This window comes from Streptomyces sp. LZ34 (assembly GCF_053890475.1).
Genome location: NZ_CM132680.1, coordinates 8,823,244 through 8,841,361, shown reverse-complemented (window position 1 = coordinate 8,841,361; position 18,118 = coordinate 8,823,244). Strand labels below are relative to the sequence as shown.

The window sequence follows — 18,118 nt, the reverse complement described above, 5'->3', positions numbered from 1 at the left end:
GTGCCGGGGGCGCGGGCAGGGGTCAGGCAGTGACCGGCCAGGTTGCGGCGTCACGCCCCCGCGCCGGCCACCCCGGTCCGGGCCGCGAAGGCTCGCAGGATCTCCTCCCCCGCCGCAACGCCCCGCTCCCGCAGCGCGGTCACATGCGGCGCCGTCCAGCCCTCGTCGGCGAGTTCGCCGTGGCCCGGGCGCCAGGCGCGGTCGGCGGCCAGGAGGAGGTCGGCGTCCAGGAGGGAGTCCCCGGCGCCGAGCACCTCGCGCGCTCCCGTACGGCGCGCGATCTCGGCGACCGCCGCGCTCTTGGTGAGCGGCTTCGGCACGGCGTAGATCTTGCGGCCCTGCAGCGAGACCGTCCAGCCTCGCTCCTCGGCCCAGGCGGTCAGCTCCTTGACGTAAGCCCCGGGCAACAGGGCCCGTTCGACGACCAGGTAGGCGAACAGGTCCTCGGCCACCCGCTCCTTGAGCAGCCAGGCCGGGTCCGCGGTACGGACGAGATGGGCGCGGACCTCCTCCAGCGGCGCGCACGCCGCGGCGAGGCGGGCGCGCACGGACGCCTGCCAGTCCGGGTCGGACTCGCCGTCGACCAGCAGATGCCCGCCGTTCGCGCAGATCGCGAAGCGGGGGGCGGGGCCGGGGAGGCGGACGCGGCCGTACTGCTCGCGGGTGCGCGTGGTGGTCGGTACGAAGACGGCGCCGCGGGCCAGTTCGGCGAGCAGCCCGGCCGCGGTCTCCGTCATGTACGACAGCGGCTGGTGGCCGTACACCTCGACGCACAGCAGGCGCGGCGCCTCGGCGTCCGGCATGCGGAGGTCGAGCGCGGCCGCCGAGTAGATCAGGGTGCGGTCGAGGTCGCTCGCGATCAGCAGGGGTGACTGCTCATGGCTCGTCATCAGTCGGTCACCGCCTTGCCGTCCGCGCCCGTCGCCCCGCGCGTATAGCGGGGGTGGATCAGCCCGACGCACGAGTACGTCAGGTCGTCCACCTCCTCCACCGGCACCCCGCGCTGCTCGGCCAGCAGCCGCACATGGGCCAGGTCCGCGCCCGCGCCGCGCGCCGCGAGGATCTTCCACGGGACGCGGCGCAACAGCACACGCGTCGTCTCGCCCACGCCCGGCTTGACGAGGTTCACGTCGTGGATGCCGTACTCCTCGCTGATCCGCTCGACGGCCGCCCACCCCTCCCAGGTCGGGCTGCGGTCGGCCGCCGCGAGTTCCTTCGCGTCGGCGGCGACCTGGTCGGCGACCTCGTCGAAGTGGGCCGTGACGGTGTCGAGGAAGAACCCGGAGACATCGGCGCCGGCCAGCTCGCGGTAGAACTTCCCGCCGTGGAAGTCGTCGGGACCGACCAGGTCGGCGCGGAGCACGGTGCGCGATATCAGCCCGGAGACGGTCGAGTTGAGGCAGGCGGAGGGGATGAGGAAGTCATCGCGCGTGCCGTACGTCTCGACGCAGCGGCCGGGGTCGGCGAGTACGGCGATCCGCGGGTCGAAGCCGGGATACGGCCGCACAGCCTCCGCCAGCTCGCGGGTGATCGCGCCCTTGCCGGTCCAGCCGTCGACGAACACCACGTCGGCGGGGTCGTGACGGTCCGCCAGCCAGCGCAGCGCGGTGGTGTCGATGCCGCGGCCGCGCACGATCGAAATGGCGTAATGCGGCAGGTCAAGACCGTGCGCGTGGCGCGCCCAGCGGCGCATCAGCACGCCGACGGGGGTGCCGGCCCGGGCCAGCGACACCAGGACGGGGCGCGGCGAACGCTCGGCGAGCACGGTCTCGGTGACCGCGCCGACCGCCCGCGCGATGCGCGCCGCGGAGGTGGTGAGCGCGCCCCGGAACAGCGCCTGGTACTCCTCGGTGGGCTGGTACTCGACGGGCAGCGACTCGGCGTAGTGCGCGCCGCCGCTCTGGATCGCCTCCTCGCGCTCCTCGGTGGGCGCTTCGAGTGTGACGTCGGAGAAGTCCTGCAGCAGCCAGCCGACATCTTCGGGGGCGTACGAGGAGAACGCGGGGCCGCGCAGCGGTTCCGGCAGCGGCGGTTGTGACATGGGGGGCGCCTGTCGCTCGGGGGTGGGGGCGTTGGTGTTCGGCGTGTAGGACGGCACGACGGCCAGCAGGAGGCGGTCGGTGTGCGCGGCGAGCTGCGCCAACAGCCCATCCTGGGCGTGCAGTTCGGCGGTGTCGGCCGGGGAGTCGACCACGGCGACGATCGCGTCGAAACGGCGCGTGGGGTCGCCGCCGGGGGCGACGTTGTAGGCGTAGCGCTCGCCCGGCCCGTCGTCGGGCGCGTCGTGCGCGGGGAAGGCGAGGCGGGTACGGATCGCGTAGCCGGGGTCGTCGACGGCCAGCACGGGTGAGCGCGTGGTGGTCGAGTACCGCACCTCGGCCCCGCCCGACCCGGTGTCCAGCGCGGACTCCAACGCGGACTCCAGCGCCTCGGCGATCCGCAGCGGCGCGTACATGAGCTCCTCGAAGCCGAGGACGAGCACGCGGCGGGGGGGCGTGGTGTCCGGCGCGGCGGCACCCAGCGCTTCGGCGATACGGGCCGCCATGCCCGGAAGCGCGGCCTCCAGCCGCTCCCGGTGGGCGGGCGTGAAGCCGTGCCGCCCACCGTCGGGCACCCCCTGAGGCCAGCCGAGCCCCACCCGAACCACCCCCGCACGGCCGGACCGCCCCGCGAGCCCCGGGCCGGGCGCAGACGACGCGGACGCGGGCGCGGGATGGGGCGCAGACGCGGGCGTCTTGCCCGGCCCGAGCGCGAGCGCCGCGTCCGGCACGGCCCCAGGCACCGCGTCGGCCACAGGCCCGGGCACCGAGTCAGGCCGGAGCGCGCGCCCCGAGCCGGGCGCAGCCGCAGACGCCGGGTCCACAGACGCCGGGTCCGCAGCCGCAGACGCCGGGTCCACAGACTCAGACTCCGGGTCCGCAGCCCCCGGCCGCGCGGCAGCGGCCTCGTGTTCCGCGACCAGCCGCTGTCCGCGCTCCAGGACCCCCGCGGGGAGCCGGACCGTGCCCGTCGCCGCCGCGATCAGGTCCACGCGTGCGCCGAGGTCGGCCGCGAACGCGTCCAGGCGGGCGCGGTCCTCGGGCGAGCGCATGTCGACCAGGGCCACCACCACGTACCGCTGCCGCGGGAAGCGCCGATGGAGGGCGGCGATCGTGTTGAGCACCGTCCGGCCCGTCGAGAACTCGTCGTCGACGAGGACCAGAGGGCCGTCCGTGGCCAGCAGGCCGGGGTCCTCGGGGAGGAGGAGGTGGGACGTGGCGTGGCTGTGCTCCTCCTCGAAGCCGCCCACCGGCGCGACCCCCTCGACCGGGCGGCGGGTGGAGTGGAGGTAGGGGGCGAGGCCGAGGCCGTCCGCGACGCTGTGGCCCAGGCCCGTCGCGGTCTCCGCGTAGCCGAGCACGACCGCGCGCGCCGCGGCCTCGTCGCCCAGCAGCTCACGCACCCGGCGCCCGAGCCGTACGCCCGCGCCGTGGACGGCCCGCGGCCGCTGCGGCACATGCTTGCCGAGCACGTTGGACACCAGCAGATGCGCGCGCTTGGGGTTGCGCCGCAGCGCGAGCCCCAGCAGCTCGCGCAGTTCATCGCCGCCTTCGAGCCCGACACCCAGCCGGTCCGCGACCCACTGCCCCGACCACATCACGCCGTACGCCCCTGCCTCATCAGTCCGCTCAGCCCCATCAAGCACCCGTCCCGGCACCCATCATCCCGTCTGCAACCCCGCCGCCAGCAGCTCCACAAAGCTGATGTGCTCCTGGGCCACGCCGAACACCTCGGCGCGCCGCAGGGTCCGCTCGGCCCAGGCGCGGTGCGGCTTCACCTCGTTCATCTTGTTGGTGTACGCCGAGCGCAGCACACCGCCCCCGCCGCGTTCCGGCTCGAGGATGTCCACGGCGTCGCTGTACTCCTCGTGACTGACCACGGACAGCGCATGCACGGGGGCGACATGCGTCGGGTGAATGCAGGTCTTGCCCTGTAGGCCGTTGGCGCGGTCGAGTTCGATCTCGCGCAGCAGTCCGTCCATGTCGTGCTCGATGAGGGCGGTGCGCAGCGACGACGCGGCGTGGTCGGTGAAGGGGCTGAGGCGCAGTTGCGGCTTGAACATCCGCTCGTGCGGCTTGAAGTACTCCCACACCGGCCCGGTGACCGTGAAGCCGGTGCCGTCCGCGCGGCCCAGCATGTTCACCACGTCCGCGATGACGGAGGCGACGAGCTGTACGTCGTACGCCGTCATGTCGGGCGCCCGGCGCAGCCCGTAGGCCGAGCACAGGTCGGTGACGCCGAGGCGGAGCGCCAGGACCCGCTCGCGGTGCTTGTCGACGGTGCGCCCGATGCCGGCCAGGGTCTCGGTGCGGGTCTCCCGGTGCATCAGCTCCGGCGATTCGAGGACCGGCATCGCGTACAGTCGCCGTCCGCCCAGGGCCGCGGTCGCCTCCTCGGTTTCGGCCGAAATCAGCGCCTCGAGGAAGGGGACGCCGCGCTCCTCGGTGAACTTCGGCAGTACGAATCCGGACAGCAGTCGCACGGCCGTTCCAAGCCGCTGGACGAGATCGACGATCTGCTCGGGGGTCCGCACGCGGATGAACAGCAAGGGCAGCAGGAGATGCGGGCCGCGCGCCGAGAGTTCGCCCAGCTGCCGTACGAGGTTCTCCTCGGCCTCGGGCACCTCGTTGTCGTCTATCGAGTCCTCCAGGCAGAGCACCATGGAGGTAACACCCTGACCTGCCTGTTTGACGATGTCATCGGCGAGGCGGGGCCGGGTGGCCGGGCTGTAGAGGGTGGCACCGAGGGCGACAGCGAGCGTGTGGGCCGGAGAGTCCGCGCTGAATTCGCCGGGCTCCCGGTAGAACAGATCTTTCCGCACCTCGGCCGACAGGTGTCCAAAATGCCGCATAGTTCTCCCCACGCTGCCGTGCCCGCGCTGGCCGCTCCGGCCCGGGTAGTGGCCGATAATCGTACGTGCGGCGACTGGTCAAAAGTTCCCCAAGGGCGTGAAAATCACGTAACTCATGTGCGTCCACCGCGTGTCCGGGATGCTGACCCATCCACCCTTTCCGGCCTCTTCCCGATCCCGCACCGGCCCCCTGCGTTGTCCCGGCCAGGGCTGGGAGGGCAGGATTGCTGCCATGACGCACGCGATGCTGAAGGGATCGAACATCCCGCTGGAGGCCACCGCCGTACGGGCTGTGCTCCGCTGGACTCCCGGCACGGACGTACCCGACGTGGACGCCTCGGCGCTACTGCTGGGCCCGGACGAGCGCGTGCGTTCGGACGAGGATTTCGTCTTCTACAACCAGCCACGACATCCGTCCGGCCTGGTCCGGCATCTGCCCAAGAAACGGGTGGCGGAGGGGCTGACGGACACCGTCGAGGCCGACCTGGCGGCGCTGGAGCCGGCCGTCCACCGGGTGGTGCTGGCCGCGTCGGCGGACGGCGGCACCTTCGGCCAGGTGACGGACCTGAGCCTGCTGCTGTACGACGCGTCGGGCGCGGCGGGCACGGAGCCGCTCGCGGAGTTCGTGGTGGCGCCGGAGACCGGCCAGGAGACCGCGCTGCTCTGCGGCGAGCTCTACCGGCGCGGCGGCTCCTGGAAGTTCCGCGCGCTCGGGCAGGGCTATGAGTCGGGGCTGGTCGGGCTGGCCACGGAGTACGGCATCTCGGTGGAAGACGGCGAGGGCGACGGTGGGGGTGACGGCGGAAACACCGGCGAGGGCCGCCCGGCGGCCGACGCCGCTCCCGGCCCGAGCACCGGCGGGCCCGGGAGCCCGGACACCCCCGCGAGCGGGAACGGGAGCGGGAGCGGGGGCGGGGGCGGGAACGGGAGCGGGGGCGAGCCGGAGGGCACGCCCACCCCCATGCCGGCATTCCCGTCGCTGGTCGCCGCGGATGGCGCGGCGCCCCCTGGCCCCGTCTTCGGGCAGGACTCCTGGGACGACTCGCAGCTGACCCAGCCGATGGCGGCGCCCACACCGCTGCCGACCGGCCACGGCCCCGTGCCGCCCCCACCCACCGCCCCGCCACAGCCTCAGCCACAGCCCGGCTATGGCTACCCGCAGCAGCCCACGTACGGCTACCCGCAGCCACCCCAGCCCCCCGCCCAGCCCCCGGCGGCGCAGCCGGCGTACGGATATCCGCAGCAGCCCGCGTACGGCTACCCGCAGCAGGTGCAGCGCACCCAGCCCATACCGCCGCCCCCGCTGCCCGACCCCAACTTCACGCTGCCGCCGCAGGGGCCGCAGTTCCAGCACCGGTGAGCAGCCGGCGTAGCCGGGCGCCGGGGCACACCCCCGGCGCCCGGCTACGCCGCCCTCAGACCTTCAGACCTTCTCCTTGTAGCCCCGGCCCCACTGGAGCCCCCACCCGTACAGCCGGTCCAGCTCCGCCTGGAAGCCGTACACGTACTTCACCTCGCGGCGGACCAGCATCTCGCCCTTGACGTTCTCGATCATCACCACGGCGCAGGAGCGGGCCTGCGGGGCCCGCTCGTGGAGTTCGATCTCCACCCGCGGCCCGTTGCTGGGGTAGAGCGTGACCATGCCGTGGGTGCGGTCGAAGGCCGGGGTGCCGTCGTAGATGTAGACGAAGACGAGCAGCCGCTTGATGTCGTCCTTGTGGTCCATGTTGATGTAGATCGTCTCGCCGGTTCCGGACCCGAACCGGTCGTCGCCGCTGAGCTTGACGTACGGCGCCTCATTGAGGTTGCCCAGGAAGTTGCCGAGCGGCTGGACCACGCCCTTGGCGCCGCTCTGCAGCTCGTACATGCAGGCCAGGTCCAGGTCGACGTTGACCATCGCGGAGCCCTGGGCCTGCACCATCTCCGGCTTGAACATCCGCAGCGGATGGCGCAGCGAGCCACGCCCCGCCCTGTCGTTGAAGTCCGACGTCCGCATCCGCCAGGACAGGTTGATCCGCAGGTTGCCGCTGGCCGCCCCCTGCTTGGTCAGCGATATGGTCTGGTGCCGCTTGGTCAGCGCGACCACACCCGAGGCGTCGCCGCTGTCGAATTCGCGCCACGCGCCCCGTCCCCAGTTGTTCCAGAACGCCATCGTGTGCACCCCCACCAATCGTGGCTCCGCCAGTGCCTCTGCCGGCACTGCCTCAACTGCCCAACTGCGCCTTGCGCCAGGCCCCGACGCCCAACTGCCCGCGGGGCGGGCCGGGAGACAGGACTCCCGGCCCGCCCCGCTCAGAGCGTTCCTCAAACGGACCCGCGTCACACTCCGGAGGTGACTTCCGCCTTGCTCTCGGCGTCCTCGCCCCCCGCTGCCTCCTCCCGGCGGTTGCGCACCACCGAGGACCAGTACGAGGCGCCGATCAGGACCACACCGATCAGGCCGGTGATCACCTCGTTGATCTCGTACTTGATCGTGATGAGCAGGATGGCGGCGAGCGCGCCGATGGCGTAGTGCGCGCCGTGCTCCAGGTAGACGTAGTCGTCCAGGGTGCCCCTGCGGACGAGGTAGACGGTCAGCGACCGGATGTACATGGCGCCGATGCCCAGACCCAGCGCCATCTCGAAGATGTCGTTGGTGATCGCGAAGGCGCCGATGACGCCGTCGAAGGAGAACGACGCGTCGATGACCTCCAGGTAGAGGAACAGGAAGAACGCGGCCTTGCCGGCCAGGCCGACCACCGTGGCGCCCTGGCTGCCCTTCGGGCCTGCGGCGGCCTTCTCGGCCTCCTTCGCCTCGTCGCCGTCTTCGTCGGCCCCGTCTTCGTCGTCCTCTTCGTCTTCCTCCAGCTTGTCCTCGAAGTAGCCGGAGATGCCGCCGACGATCAGGTAGGTGAGCAGACCGGCGACGCCGGCCAGCAGGACCGTCGCGCTCTTGTCACCGCCGCCGTGGGCCACGTCGGTGGCGAAGGTCATGGCGGTCACGAGCAGCGCCAGCAGGGCGATGACGATCGAGAAGGTGTCCAGCTTGCCGAGCTTGGCCAGCGGCCGCTCCAGCCAGGCCAGCCACTTGATGTCGCGCTCCTCGAAGATGAAGTCGAGGAAGATCATCAGCAGGAACATCCCGCCGAAGGCCGCGATCGCCGGGTGCGCGGCGGTGACCAGGTGTTCGTACTTGTCCTTGTTGTTGATCGCCAGGTCGACGGCCTCCAGCGGCCCCATCTTCGCCGTGATCGCCACGATGATCACGGGGAAGACGAGGCGCATGCCGAAGACGGCGACCAGGATGCCGACCGTCAGGAAGATCTTCTGCCAGAAGGCGTTCATCTTCCGGAGGATGCCCGCGTTGATGACCGCGTTGTCGAACGAGAGCGAGATCTCCAGGATCGAGAGGATCCCGACAATCGCGAGCCCCTTCCACCCCCAGAGGACGCCGGCCAAGGCCAGGCCGGCCGCCGTCACGGCGAACGACCAACCAAAGGTTTTGAGGAGCACTTCCTGTCCAATCCCTCTTCGTGAGGTCTCCCCCGCGCACTTTACGCGGCTTTACGAAACGTTGACCCCGAAGTCTAGAGCGATGCCCCGAAGACCCGACGCGTACCCCTGCCCTACAGCCCGGAACTTCCACTCGCCGCCATAGCGGTAAACCTCCCCGAAGATCATCGCCGTCTCGCTGGACGCGTCCTCCGAGAGGTCGTAGCGGGCCAGCTCGGCACCGTCCGCCTGGTTCACCACACGGATGAAAGCGTTGCTGACCTGCCCGAACGACTGACGCCTGGAGTCCGCGTCATGGATCGACACGGGGAAGACGATCTTGTCGACCTGCGCCGGGACCTTGGCGAGGTCGATCAGGATCGACTCGTCGTCGCCCTCGCCCTCACCCGTGAGGTTGTCGCCGGTGTGCTCGACCGAGCCCTCGGGGCTCTTCAGATTGTTGTAGAAGACGAAGTACTCGTCGCCGAGCACCCGCCCCGACTGGCACAGCAGCGCGCTGGCGTCGAGGTCGAACGGCGCTCCGGTGGTCGAGCGCGCGTCCCAGCCCAGGCCGACCATCACCTGGGTGAGATTCGGCGCGGCCTTGGTGAGGGAGACATTGCCTCCCTTGGCGAGGGTGACGCCCATGATCTGATTCCTCCCCGTGGTGTCGCTAAGAGCTCATGAGAAGCAGCACGTCCGGCGCCGCGCTCCTGTCGATGTGCAGGGACGCGGCGCCGGACGCGCGGGCGGTACGGTGCGTACGCGGGACGTACATACGCGGGTGGTGCTACGGGCGTGTCAGACGTTGACGCCGAAGTCCTGAGCGATGCCGCGCAGACCCGAGGCGTACCCCTGGCCGATCGCCCGGAACTTCCACTCCGCCCCGTGCCGGTACAGCTCGCCGAAGACCATGGCGGTCTCGGTCGAGGCGTCCTCGGTCAGGTCGTAGCGGGCGAGCTCGTTGCCGTCGGCCTGGTTGACCACACGGATGAACGCGTTCCGGACCTGGCCGAAGCTCTGCTGGCGGGTCTCGGCGTCGTAGATCGAGACCGGGAACACGATCTTGGCGACATCGGCCGGCACGCCGACCAGGTTCACCTTGATCTGCTCGTCGTCGCCCTCGCCCTCACCGGTGAGGTTGTCGCCGGTGTGCTCGACCGAGCCGTCGGGGCTCTTCAGGTTGTTGAAGAAGACGAAGTTCTGGTCGCCGGAGACCTTGCCTTCGGCGTTGGTCAGCAGGGCGCTGGCGTCGAGGTCGAAGTCAGTGCCCGTGGTGGTGCGGATGTCCCAGCCCAGACCCACGGTGATGGCGGTCAGGTTAGGGGCTTCCTTGGTCAGCGAGACGTTGCCGCCCTTGCTGAGGCTGACTCCCACGAGTCCTCCCAAAAAGGTTCGTCAGGAGCACTGTGTGCCCCTTCATTGCTATGCCGGGTGCCGGGGCGCCGCCCAGATACGGCCTGGGAACGCCCGGAGATCCCATCAGGATCAACGCGTCGATCCTAGTGAGCGGTTCCCCTCATCACAGGGTTTCCCGGGCGTTACAGGGTTTCCAGGGCCTTCGCGTACTCGTTGAGGTCCCGGGCGTCGGGGAGGCCGTTGACGATGGTCCAGCGGACCACGCCCTCCTTGTCGATCACGAAGGTGCCGCGCACCGCGCACCCCTTCTCCTCGTCGAAGACGCCGTACGCCCGGCTGGCCTCGCCGTGCGGCCAGAAGTCCGACAGCAGCGGGTACTCGAGCCCCTCCTTCTCGGCGAACACGCGCAGCGAGAAGGGCGAGTCGTTGGAGACGGCGAGCAGCTGCACATCGTCGTTGACGAACGTCGGCAGCTCATCGCGCAGGGCGCACAGCTCGCCGGTGCACACGCCGGTGAAGGCGAACGGGTAGAAGAGGAGGACGACGTTCTTCTCACCCTGGAAGTCGGAGAGCCGGACCGACTCCCCGTGCTGGTTCTTCAGCTCAAAATCGGGGGCCTTCGCGCCGACCTCTATCGCCATGGGTGGCATCCCTTCGCTGGTAGCTGGATTGGCTGGTTGATCGGGGAACACCCTACGCGCAGAGCCCCCCTCCGAACGGTACGGAGGGGGGCTCTCGGCAGGGTGTCGTGGGGCCGTGTGCCGACGGCCCCGCCGGACCAGCTCAGCGCTTCGACTTCGCGGCCTTCGGGGTGACCAGCCGGCTGCCCGTCCAGTCCTTGCCCGCGTTGAAGCTCTTGGTCTGGGACAGGCCGGCGGTAGTCGCGGCCTCGTTGATGTCGCTCGGCTCGACATAGCCGTCACGGCCGGTCTTGGGGGTCAGCAGCCAGACCGGTGCGCCGTCGTCGATCATCTGGATGGCGTCCACCAGCGCGTCCGTCAGGTCGCCGTCGTCCTCACGGAACCACAGCACGACGGCATCGGCCACGTCCTCGTAGTCCTCGCCGACAAGCTCCTGGCCGGTGATCTCCTCGATGGCCTCGCGGAGCTCCTGGTCGACATCATCGTCGTAGCCGATCTCCTGGACCACCTGATCGGGCTGGAAACCCAGCCTCACGGCAGGGTTGGTCCGCTCCTCCGCGTGGTCCGCGGTCGCGCTCACGGATTGCCTCCTGTCATCTTGCGTTCATTCCTCGAGTCGCACGCCACGCGCGTACGCGGGGCATGGGGCGTAGTCCACACGGGCCGGGCGGATCGCGCAAGTACCTGGCCAGCGATCCCGCCCAAACGTGGGGGGTCCCCCCATACGGAGTTCAACGGAGTATTGGGGGAGAGTCGCCGCAACTCCCATCATGGACGAACAGCCACGAGTGAGTCACATCACTCCAAAATGTCCCGTTTGAACGCGCGTATCGCCACCTTACGCCGAGTGCGCCACCCAGGGCCGAACGGGCGTACGCGATCTCCGCCCGGGGTGGGCGTATGGTTGCGATTTGGCCGTCGCACTCCGACGCCCGCGCAGCGACCGTCTCACCACGTGATGGTTACCACCCGGTAGAGGTGACGTATCCCCTACGCGAGGTACACGATGGAGATCGGCGCGACCCAGCAGAGCACGAATCCATTGCGTGCACAGCACGACCGAAAAGCGAAGGAATAGCGTGGCTTCCGGATCCGATCGCAACCCGATCATCATTGGCGGCCTTCCCAGCCAGGTCCCGGACTTCGATCCCGAAGAGACCCAGGAGTGGCTCGACTCGCTCGACGCAGCTGTCTATGAGCGAGGCCGGGAACGTGCCCGCTACCTCATGCTCCGCCTGATCGAGCGCGCCCGCGAGAAGCGCGTCGCGGTGCCCGAGATGCGCAGCACCGACTACGTCAACACCATCGCCACCAAGGACGAGCCGTTCTTCCCCGGCAACGAGGAGATCGAGCGCAAGATCCTCAACGCGACCCGGTGGAACGCGGCGGTGATGGTCTCCCGCGCCCAGCGCCCGGGCATCGGCGTCGGCGGCCACATCGCCACCTTCGCCTCCTCCGCCTCGCTGTACGACGTGGGCTTCAACCACTTCTTCCGCGGCAAGGACCGGGGCGACGGCGGCGACCAGATCTTCTTCCAGGGCCACGCCTCCCCCGGCATCTACGCCCGCGCGTTCCTTCTCGACCGGCTGAGCGAGGCGCACCTGGACGCCTTCCGGCAGGAGAAGTCGAAGGCCTCCCACGGCCTGTCCAGCTACCCGCACCCGCGGTCGATGCCGGACTTCTGGGAGTTCCCGACGGTCTCCATGGGCCTCGGCCCGCTCGGGGCGATCTACCAGGCGCGGATGAACCGCTACATGGAGGCGCGCGGCATCGCCGACACCTCCAAGTCGCATGTGTGGGCGTTCCTGGGCGACGGCGAGATGGACGAGCCGGAGTCGCTCGGCCAGCTCTCCCTCGCCGCCCGTGAGGGCCTGGACAACCTGACCTTCGTCGTCAACTGCAACCTCCAGCGCCTCGACGGCCCGGTGCGCGGCAACGGCAAGATCATCCAGGAGCTGGAGTCGCAGTTCCGCGGCGCCGGCTGGAATGTGATCAAGCTGGTGTGGGACCGCACCTGGGACCCGCTGCTCGCGCAGGACCGCGACGGCATCCTGGTCAACAAGCTGAACACCACGCCCGACGGCCAGTTCCAGACGTACGCGACCGAGACCGGCGCGTACATCCGCGAGCACTTCTTCGGCGAGGACCAGCGGCTGCGCAAGATGGTCGAGCACATGACCGACGACCAGATTCTGCACCTGGGCCGCGGCGGTCACGACCACCGGAAGATCTACGCGGCGTACGCGGCGGCCAAGGCCCACAAGGGCCAGCCGACGGTGATCCTGGCCCAGACGGTCAAGGGCTGGACGCTCGGCCCGAACTTCGAGGGCCGCAACGCGACCCACCAGATGAAGAAGCTGACGGTCGACGACCTCAAGCGCTTCCGCGACCGGCTGCACCTGCCGATCCCCGACAAGGAGCTGGAGTCCGGCCTGCCGCCGTACTACCACCCGGGCCGGGACTCGGAGGAGATCCAGTACATGCACGACCGGCGCAAGTCGCACGACGGGTATGTGCCGACCCGCGTGGTGCGGGCCAAGCCGCTGCAGCTGCCGGGCGACAAGACGTACGCCGCGACCAAGAAGGGCTCCGGTCAGCAGCAGATCGCCACCACCATGGCGTTCGTACGGCTGCTGAAGGACCTGATGCGGGACAAGGAGATCGGCAAGCGGTTCGTGCCGATCGCGCCCGACGAGTACCGCACCTTCGGCATGGACTCGCTCTTCCCCTCGGCGAAGATCTACTCCCCGCTGGGCCAGACCTACGAGTCGGTCGACCGCGAGCTGCTGTTGGCCTACAAGGAGTCGCCGACCGGGCAGATGCTGCACGACGGCATCTCCGAGGCGGGCTGTACGGCCTCGCTGATCGCGGCGGGCTCGGCGTACGCCACGCACGGCGAACCGCTGATCCCGGTGTACGTCTTCTACTCGATGTTCGGCTTCCAGCGCACGGGCGACCAGTTCTGGCAGATGGCCGACCAGCTCGCGCGCGGTTTCGTCCTGGGCGCGACCGCCGGCCGTACGACGCTGACCGGTGAGGGTCTGCAGCACGCGGACGGCCACTCGCAGCTGCTGGCCTCGACCAACCCGGCGGTCGTCGCGTACGACCCGGCGTTCGGCTTCGAGATCGCGCACATCGTGCAGGACGGTCTGCGCCGGATGTACGGCGAGGACAGCGAGGACGTCTTCTACTACCTCACCGTCTACAACGAGCCGATCCGGCACCCGGCCGAGCCCGCCGACGTGGACCGCGAGGGCATCCTCAAGGGCCTCTACCGCTACCAGGAGGGCGAGAAGGGTGCCATCCCGGCGCAGATCCTCGCCTCGGGCGTGGCGGTGCCGTGGGCGCTGGAGGCGCAGCGCATCCTGGCCGACGAGTGGGATGTGAAGGCCGATGTGTGGTCGGCGACCTCCTGGAACGAGCTGCGGCGCGACGCCGTCGAGGCGGAGCGGCACAATCTGCTCCACCCGGAGGAGGAGCAGCGCGTTCCGTATGTGACGCGGAAGCTGGCCGACGCGGAGGGGCCGAAGGTGGCCGTGTCCGACTGGATGCGGGCCGTTCCGGACCAGATCGCGCGCTGGGTGCCCGGCACCTACCAGTCGCTGGGCGCCGACGGCTTCGGCTTCGCGGACACCCGCGGGGCGGCGCGCCGCTTCTTCCACATCGACGCGCAGTCGATCGTCCTGGGCGTGCTCACCGAGCTCGCCAAGGAGGGCCGGATCGACCGCTCGGTGCTGAAGCAGGCGATCGACCGTTACCAGCTGCTGGACGTGGCCGCCGCCGACCCCGGCGCGGCCGGGGGCGACGCGTAGCGGGAGCCTGAGACGGGCTGAACCACACATAAAGCAACGCGTAAAGCGCCGGGCGGGCTGAGAAGAACAGCCCGCCCGGCGCTTTGCCGTGCCGGTCGGATGTGCGCGGTTCCGTACGGGGCGCGCCGTCAGATGTGTGCCGCTCCGGCGCCCGCCTCCGCGTTGTCGCCGCGCTTGGTGAACGCCGCCACCACGGCCGCCAGGAGCGAGACGACGCCCGCGACGGTGAAGGCGATGCCCATCCCCGACACGAAGGTGTCATGCGCCACGCTGGTGATCTTGCCGACGAACTCCGGCGGCGTGTCCGGGGTGATCGGGGGCTTGCCGACCTCGACCGCCTGGGACGCCTGGTCCAGATCCTTGCCGGACAGCGGCGGCAGCCCGGCGCGCTGCCAGGAGCCGGGCAGGTCGTCGTCGACCTTGGCGGCCATGACCGCGCCGAGCGCGGCCGTGCCGATGCTGCCGCCGACCTGCATGGAGGCCTGCTGAAGGCCGCCGGCGACGCCGGAGAGCTCGATCGGGGCGTTGCCGACGATGACCTCGGTGGCGCCGACCATCACCGGGGCGAGGCCGAGGCCGAGGAGACCGAACCACAGGGACATCTCGGCGGTGGAGGAGTTCACGTCGAGGGTGGACGCGCCGAACATCGACGCGGAGGTGAGCAGCATGGCGACCACCAGCGGGATCCGCGGCCCGAGCTTGGTGATCAGCGCCCCGGCCAGCGGCGAGGCCACGATCATCATGGCGGTCAGCGGCAGCAGGTGCAGCCCGCTGTCGACCGGGCTCATGCCGTGCACGTTCTGAAGGTAGAAGGTGACGAAGAAGAGCCCGCCCATGAACCCGAAGGCCATCAGCACCATCAGCACGGTGCCGGCGGACAGCGGTACGGAGCGGAACATGCGCAGCGGCAGCAGCGGTTCGCTGGTCCGGGTCTCCCACCACGCGAACGCGGCGAAGCAGACCACGGCGAGCCCGAGGAACAGCAGCGTCCGGGAGTCGCCCCACTGCCATTCGCCGGACTTGATCACCGCCCAGATCAGGCAGAACATCGCGCCGGACAGCAGCGCGATGCCGGGGATGTCGAAGGACTTGGGGGCGTTCTCGGCGCGGTGGTCCCTGAGGATGGCCAGCCCGAAGACGAGGGCCAGGACGCCGACGGGAACGTTGATGTAGAAGACGGACTGCCAGTTGACGTGCTCGACGAGCAGACCGCCGATGATCGGTCCGCCCGCGGTGGAGGCCCCGATCACCATGCCCCAGATGCCGATGGCCATATTGAGCTTCTCGGCCGGGAAGGTGGCGCGCAGCAGGCCGAGCGCGGCGGGCATCAACAGGGCGCCGAACAGGCCCTGGAGGACGCGGAAGGCCACCAGCAGGCTCACGCTGCCGGACAGGGCGATGGCGGCCGAGGAGGCGGCGAAGCCGACGACGCCGATCAGGAAGGTCTGGCGGTGGCCGAAGCGGTCACCGAGCTTGCCGGCCGTGATCAGTGAGACGGCGAGGGCGAGCAGATAGCCGTTGGTGATCCATTGGGCGTCGGCGAGCGAGGCGTGGAGATCTTCGGCGATGGCGGGGTTGGCGATCGCGACGATCGTGCCGTCGAGGGCGACCATCGTCACGCCGATGGCGACGGTCAGCAGCGTCAGCCACGGGTGTCCCCGCAGTCCCTTCGGGGGATCGGGTATGGGAGGTTCCGGCGCCGCATGGGCGACGGTGGTCTCAGACGTCATGACGGGAGGCTAGTGTCAGTCGCTGACAATTGACAAACAAGTTCACGATTCGGTAACTGTCAGCTTTCCCGCAGGTATGGTGAGCGGCCCGAACGCGCCAGAAAGAGAGCCCCACAGGTGACAACGGACCAGGCGGTGGCACCACCACCGGCGGGACTTCGGGAACGCAAGAAGCAACGAACGCGAGCCGCCCTGGCGCGCTCGGCCCTGGAGCTGTTCACCCGGAACGGATACGACCACACCACCGTCGACGAGATCGCGGACGCGGTCGAGGTCTCCCAGCGCACCTTCTTCCGGTACTTCGCCAACAAGGAGGAAGTGGCCTTCGCCGCCCAGGATGTGGCGGAGTCTCACTTCTTCGCCGCCCTGGCCGACCGCCCCGCCGACGAGGCACCGCTCGCCGCCCTGCGCGGCGCCGTCCTCGACGCCTGGGACACCATCGGCGAGGCCGTCACACAGCTGGTCCCCCAGGACCTCCATATGCGTATGTACTGCATGATCGAGTCGACCCCCGCCCTGCTGGCCGTACACCTGCGCCGCACCGCCGAACTGGAGGAGCGGCTGGCCCGGGAGATCGCCCGCCGTGAGGGGCTGGACATCGACACGGACCCGCGGCCGCGGCTGGTGGTCGCGGCGTTCGGCGGGGTGATCCGGGTGGCGGGCCGGCTGTGGGGCGAGGGCGAGGACACCAGCATGGAGGCCCTGCGGGACCTCACCGCGTCCCACCTCGACCATGTCGGGCCGGCATTGGCCGAACGATGGGATAGATAATCCCAAATCAGACAAAACCCAATAAAGGCGCCCGGCTGGGTCCCCTTCAAACGTGAGAAGTGTCACCGCATTTGGCAGCCACCGCCACGCTTCTCCTAGGGTGTCCCGCAGTGACTTCCTTCTCTGAGCTCGGCTCTCCCTCTCCCGGCTCCACCGCCTGGCGCGCGCTGCTCGCCCTGGCTGTGGTCTTCGTCCTGCTCGCCACCACCGGCTGGACGGCCATGCGGGACCAGAGAGGGCCCGAAGGGTCACTGGCCGTGTCGCTGGCCGCGTGGAACCACGGCTCCCTCGGCGGCCGCGCCCTCCCCGACCCGACCGGCCCGCCGCGCCGCCTGGCCCGCTACCTGGACTCGCTCACCGCGGCCCAGCGCGAGCGCCTGGCCCGCCGCTACCCGCTGGTGGTCGGCAACATGAACGGCGCGCCGGTGGAGCTGCGCTACCACGCCAACCGGATCGCCCTCGCCCGGGCCCGCGACAGCGAGCGCAAGCGGATGCACGACAGCGAGCTCACCCCGCTCGGACGGCAGGACGCCGGGCGCCGGATGGACCGCTACCAGGAGCTGCTGAGCGGCAACCGGCAGATCCTCGCCTTCGACCCCACCGGCTCCGGGCGGGCCGCCGAGGTCTTCGGCGACCTGGAACACGCCGGCCGTGTCTCGGTCGTGGTGCCCGGCGTGGACACCGACATCCTGACCTTCCAGAAGTCCGGGCGCAGCTACACCGCGGTGGTCGGCATGGCCAGCGCGCTCTACAACGCCGAGCGGGCCGTCGACCCGAACGGCAAGAACGCCGTCATCGCCTGGGCCGACTACACCTCCCCCAGCGGCGTCGGCATGGACGCCGCCACCGGCAAGCTCGCCGCCCAGGGCGCCCTGCGGCTGCGCGCGCTGGTCAACGGCCTGCCCGCGCTCAGCCGCGTCTCGCTGATGTGCCACAGCTACGGATCGGTGGTGTGCGGGGTGGCCGCCCGCGACCTGGCGCCCAAGGTCACCGACATCGCCGTCGCCGGCAGCCCCGGCATGCGCGCCGACCACGCCTCCGATCTGGGCACCAGCGCCCGGGTGTGGGCGATGCGCGACTCCGGCGACTGGATCCAGGACATCCCGCATGTGGAGGTCGGCGGGCTCGGCCACGGCGCGGACCCGGTCTCCTCCGACTTCGGAGCCCGCGTCCTGTCCGCCGACGGGGCGCAAGGGCACGCCGGGTACTTCGAGCCGGGCACCACCAGCCTGGACAACTTCGCCCGGGTAGGGGTCGGCTCGGTCCAGTCCGTGAGCTGTGCGGACGGCGACACCTGCCGGTCCGGCCTGAGCTGACAGCCGGAACTGCCCCCTCTTACAGCCGGAACTTGCCCCCTCTGACGGCCGAAACTGCCTGAGCTGACGGCTGGAACCTGCGCTCACGGCTGAAAATTAGCTGACGGCGCAAATTGATTTGACGCGC

Annotated in this window: 14 protein-coding genes; 4 read left to right on the top strand and 10 right to left on the bottom strand. The window is 70.2% G+C overall.

All coding sequences use genetic code 11. The features are described from left to right. Positions 1-50: 50 nt before the first annotated feature. The 3 genes from ACWY4P_RS37470 to ACWY4P_RS37460 all read right to left on the bottom strand — a co-directional run bounded on the left by ACWY4P_RS37470 (position 51) and on the right by ACWY4P_RS37460 (position 4,891). Positions 51-890 carry an HAD family hydrolase gene (locus ACWY4P_RS37470; RefSeq protein WP_456204996.1) on the bottom strand — a complete coding sequence of 280 codons (840 nt, stop codon included), beginning with the start codon at positions 888-890 and terminating at the stop codon, positions 51-53. Beyond that, positions 890-3,637, bottom strand: coding sequence for a phosphoribosyltransferase (locus ACWY4P_RS37465; protein ID WP_456213190.1), 2,748 nt, complete (start codon positions 3,635-3,637; stop codon positions 890-892). The genes ACWY4P_RS37470 and ACWY4P_RS37465 overlap by 1 nt, the downstream gene beginning before the upstream one ends. A gap of 63 nt (positions 3,638-3,700) precedes the next feature. Then, on the bottom strand, positions 3,701-4,891 hold the full coding sequence (locus ACWY4P_RS37460; protein ID WP_456204995.1) for an HpcH/HpaI aldolase/citrate lyase family protein: 1,191 nt from the start codon (positions 4,889-4,891) through the stop codon (positions 3,701-3,703). Positions 4,892-5,123: 232 nt separating this feature from the next. Between ACWY4P_RS37460 and ACWY4P_RS37455 the strand changes: the two genes are divergently transcribed. After that, a complete protein-coding gene (locus ACWY4P_RS37455; protein WP_456204994.1) occupies positions 5,124-6,251 on the top strand; it encodes a TerD family protein in 1,128 nt (375 codons plus the stop codon). A gap of 63 nt (positions 6,252-6,314) precedes the next feature. Here ACWY4P_RS37455 and ACWY4P_RS37450 read toward each other — a convergent pair whose 3' ends face one another. The 6 genes from ACWY4P_RS37450 to ACWY4P_RS37425 form a co-directional block, all read right to left on the bottom strand. Further along, positions 6,315-7,043, bottom strand: a complete 729-nt coding sequence (locus tag ACWY4P_RS37450) for a TerD family protein (RefSeq protein WP_456213189.1) — start codon at positions 7,041-7,043, stop codon at positions 6,315-6,317. 167 nt (positions 7,044-7,210) lie between these two features. Continuing rightward, positions 7,211-8,383, bottom strand: a complete 1,173-nt coding sequence (locus tag ACWY4P_RS37445; RefSeq protein WP_456204993.1) for a DUF475 domain-containing protein — start codon at positions 8,381-8,383, stop codon at positions 7,211-7,213. 51 nt (positions 8,384-8,434) lie between these two features. Further along, on the bottom strand, positions 8,435-9,010 hold the full coding sequence (locus ACWY4P_RS37440) for a TerD family protein (protein ID WP_456204992.1): 576 nt from the start codon (positions 9,008-9,010) through the stop codon (positions 8,435-8,437). Positions 9,011-9,163: 153 nt separating this feature from the next. After that, a complete protein-coding gene (locus ACWY4P_RS37435; RefSeq protein ID WP_450492254.1) occupies positions 9,164-9,739 on the bottom strand; it encodes a TerD family protein in 576 nt (191 codons plus the stop codon). A 164-nt stretch (positions 9,740-9,903) separates the two neighbouring features. Then, positions 9,904-10,362, bottom strand: a complete 459-nt coding sequence (locus tag ACWY4P_RS37430) for a peroxiredoxin (RefSeq protein WP_456204991.1) — start codon at positions 10,360-10,362, stop codon at positions 9,904-9,906. Between the two features lie 142 nt (positions 10,363-10,504). Next, complete coding sequence (locus tag ACWY4P_RS37425; RefSeq protein ID WP_456204990.1) at positions 10,505-10,942, bottom strand: DUF3052 domain-containing protein; 438 nt, start codon at positions 10,940-10,942, stop codon at positions 10,505-10,507. A gap of 499 nt (positions 10,943-11,441) precedes the next feature. Between ACWY4P_RS37425 and aceE the strand changes: the two genes are divergently transcribed. After that, positions 11,442-14,174 (top strand): pyruvate dehydrogenase (acetyl-transferring), homodimeric type, encoded by a 2,733-nt coding sequence (aceE, locus tag ACWY4P_RS37420; protein ID WP_456204989.1) that lies wholly within the window; start codon positions 11,442-11,444, stop codon positions 14,172-14,174. A 128-nt stretch (positions 14,175-14,302) separates the two neighbouring features. On the opposite strand, the gene ACWY4P_RS37415 is transcribed toward aceE, so the two are convergent. Further along, positions 14,303-15,904: an MFS transporter gene (locus ACWY4P_RS37415; protein ID WP_456204988.1), complete on the bottom strand. Its 1,602-nt coding sequence runs from the start codon at positions 15,902-15,904 to the stop codon at positions 14,303-14,305. 117 nt (positions 15,905-16,021) lie between these two features. On the opposite strand from ACWY4P_RS37415, the gene ACWY4P_RS37410 reads away from it, so the two are divergent. Together ACWY4P_RS37410 and ACWY4P_RS37405 are read left to right on the top strand one after the other, a co-directional pair. Continuing rightward, positions 16,022-16,675 carry a TetR family transcriptional regulator gene (locus tag ACWY4P_RS37410; protein ID WP_456204987.1) on the top strand — a complete coding sequence of 218 codons (654 nt, stop codon included), beginning with the start codon at positions 16,022-16,024 and terminating at the stop codon, positions 16,673-16,675. Between the two features lie 110 nt (positions 16,676-16,785). Continuing rightward, positions 16,786-17,991, top strand: a complete 1,206-nt coding sequence (locus ACWY4P_RS37405; RefSeq protein ID WP_456204986.1) for an alpha/beta hydrolase — start codon at positions 16,786-16,788, stop codon at positions 17,989-17,991. Positions 17,992-18,118: the final 127 nt, after the last annotated feature.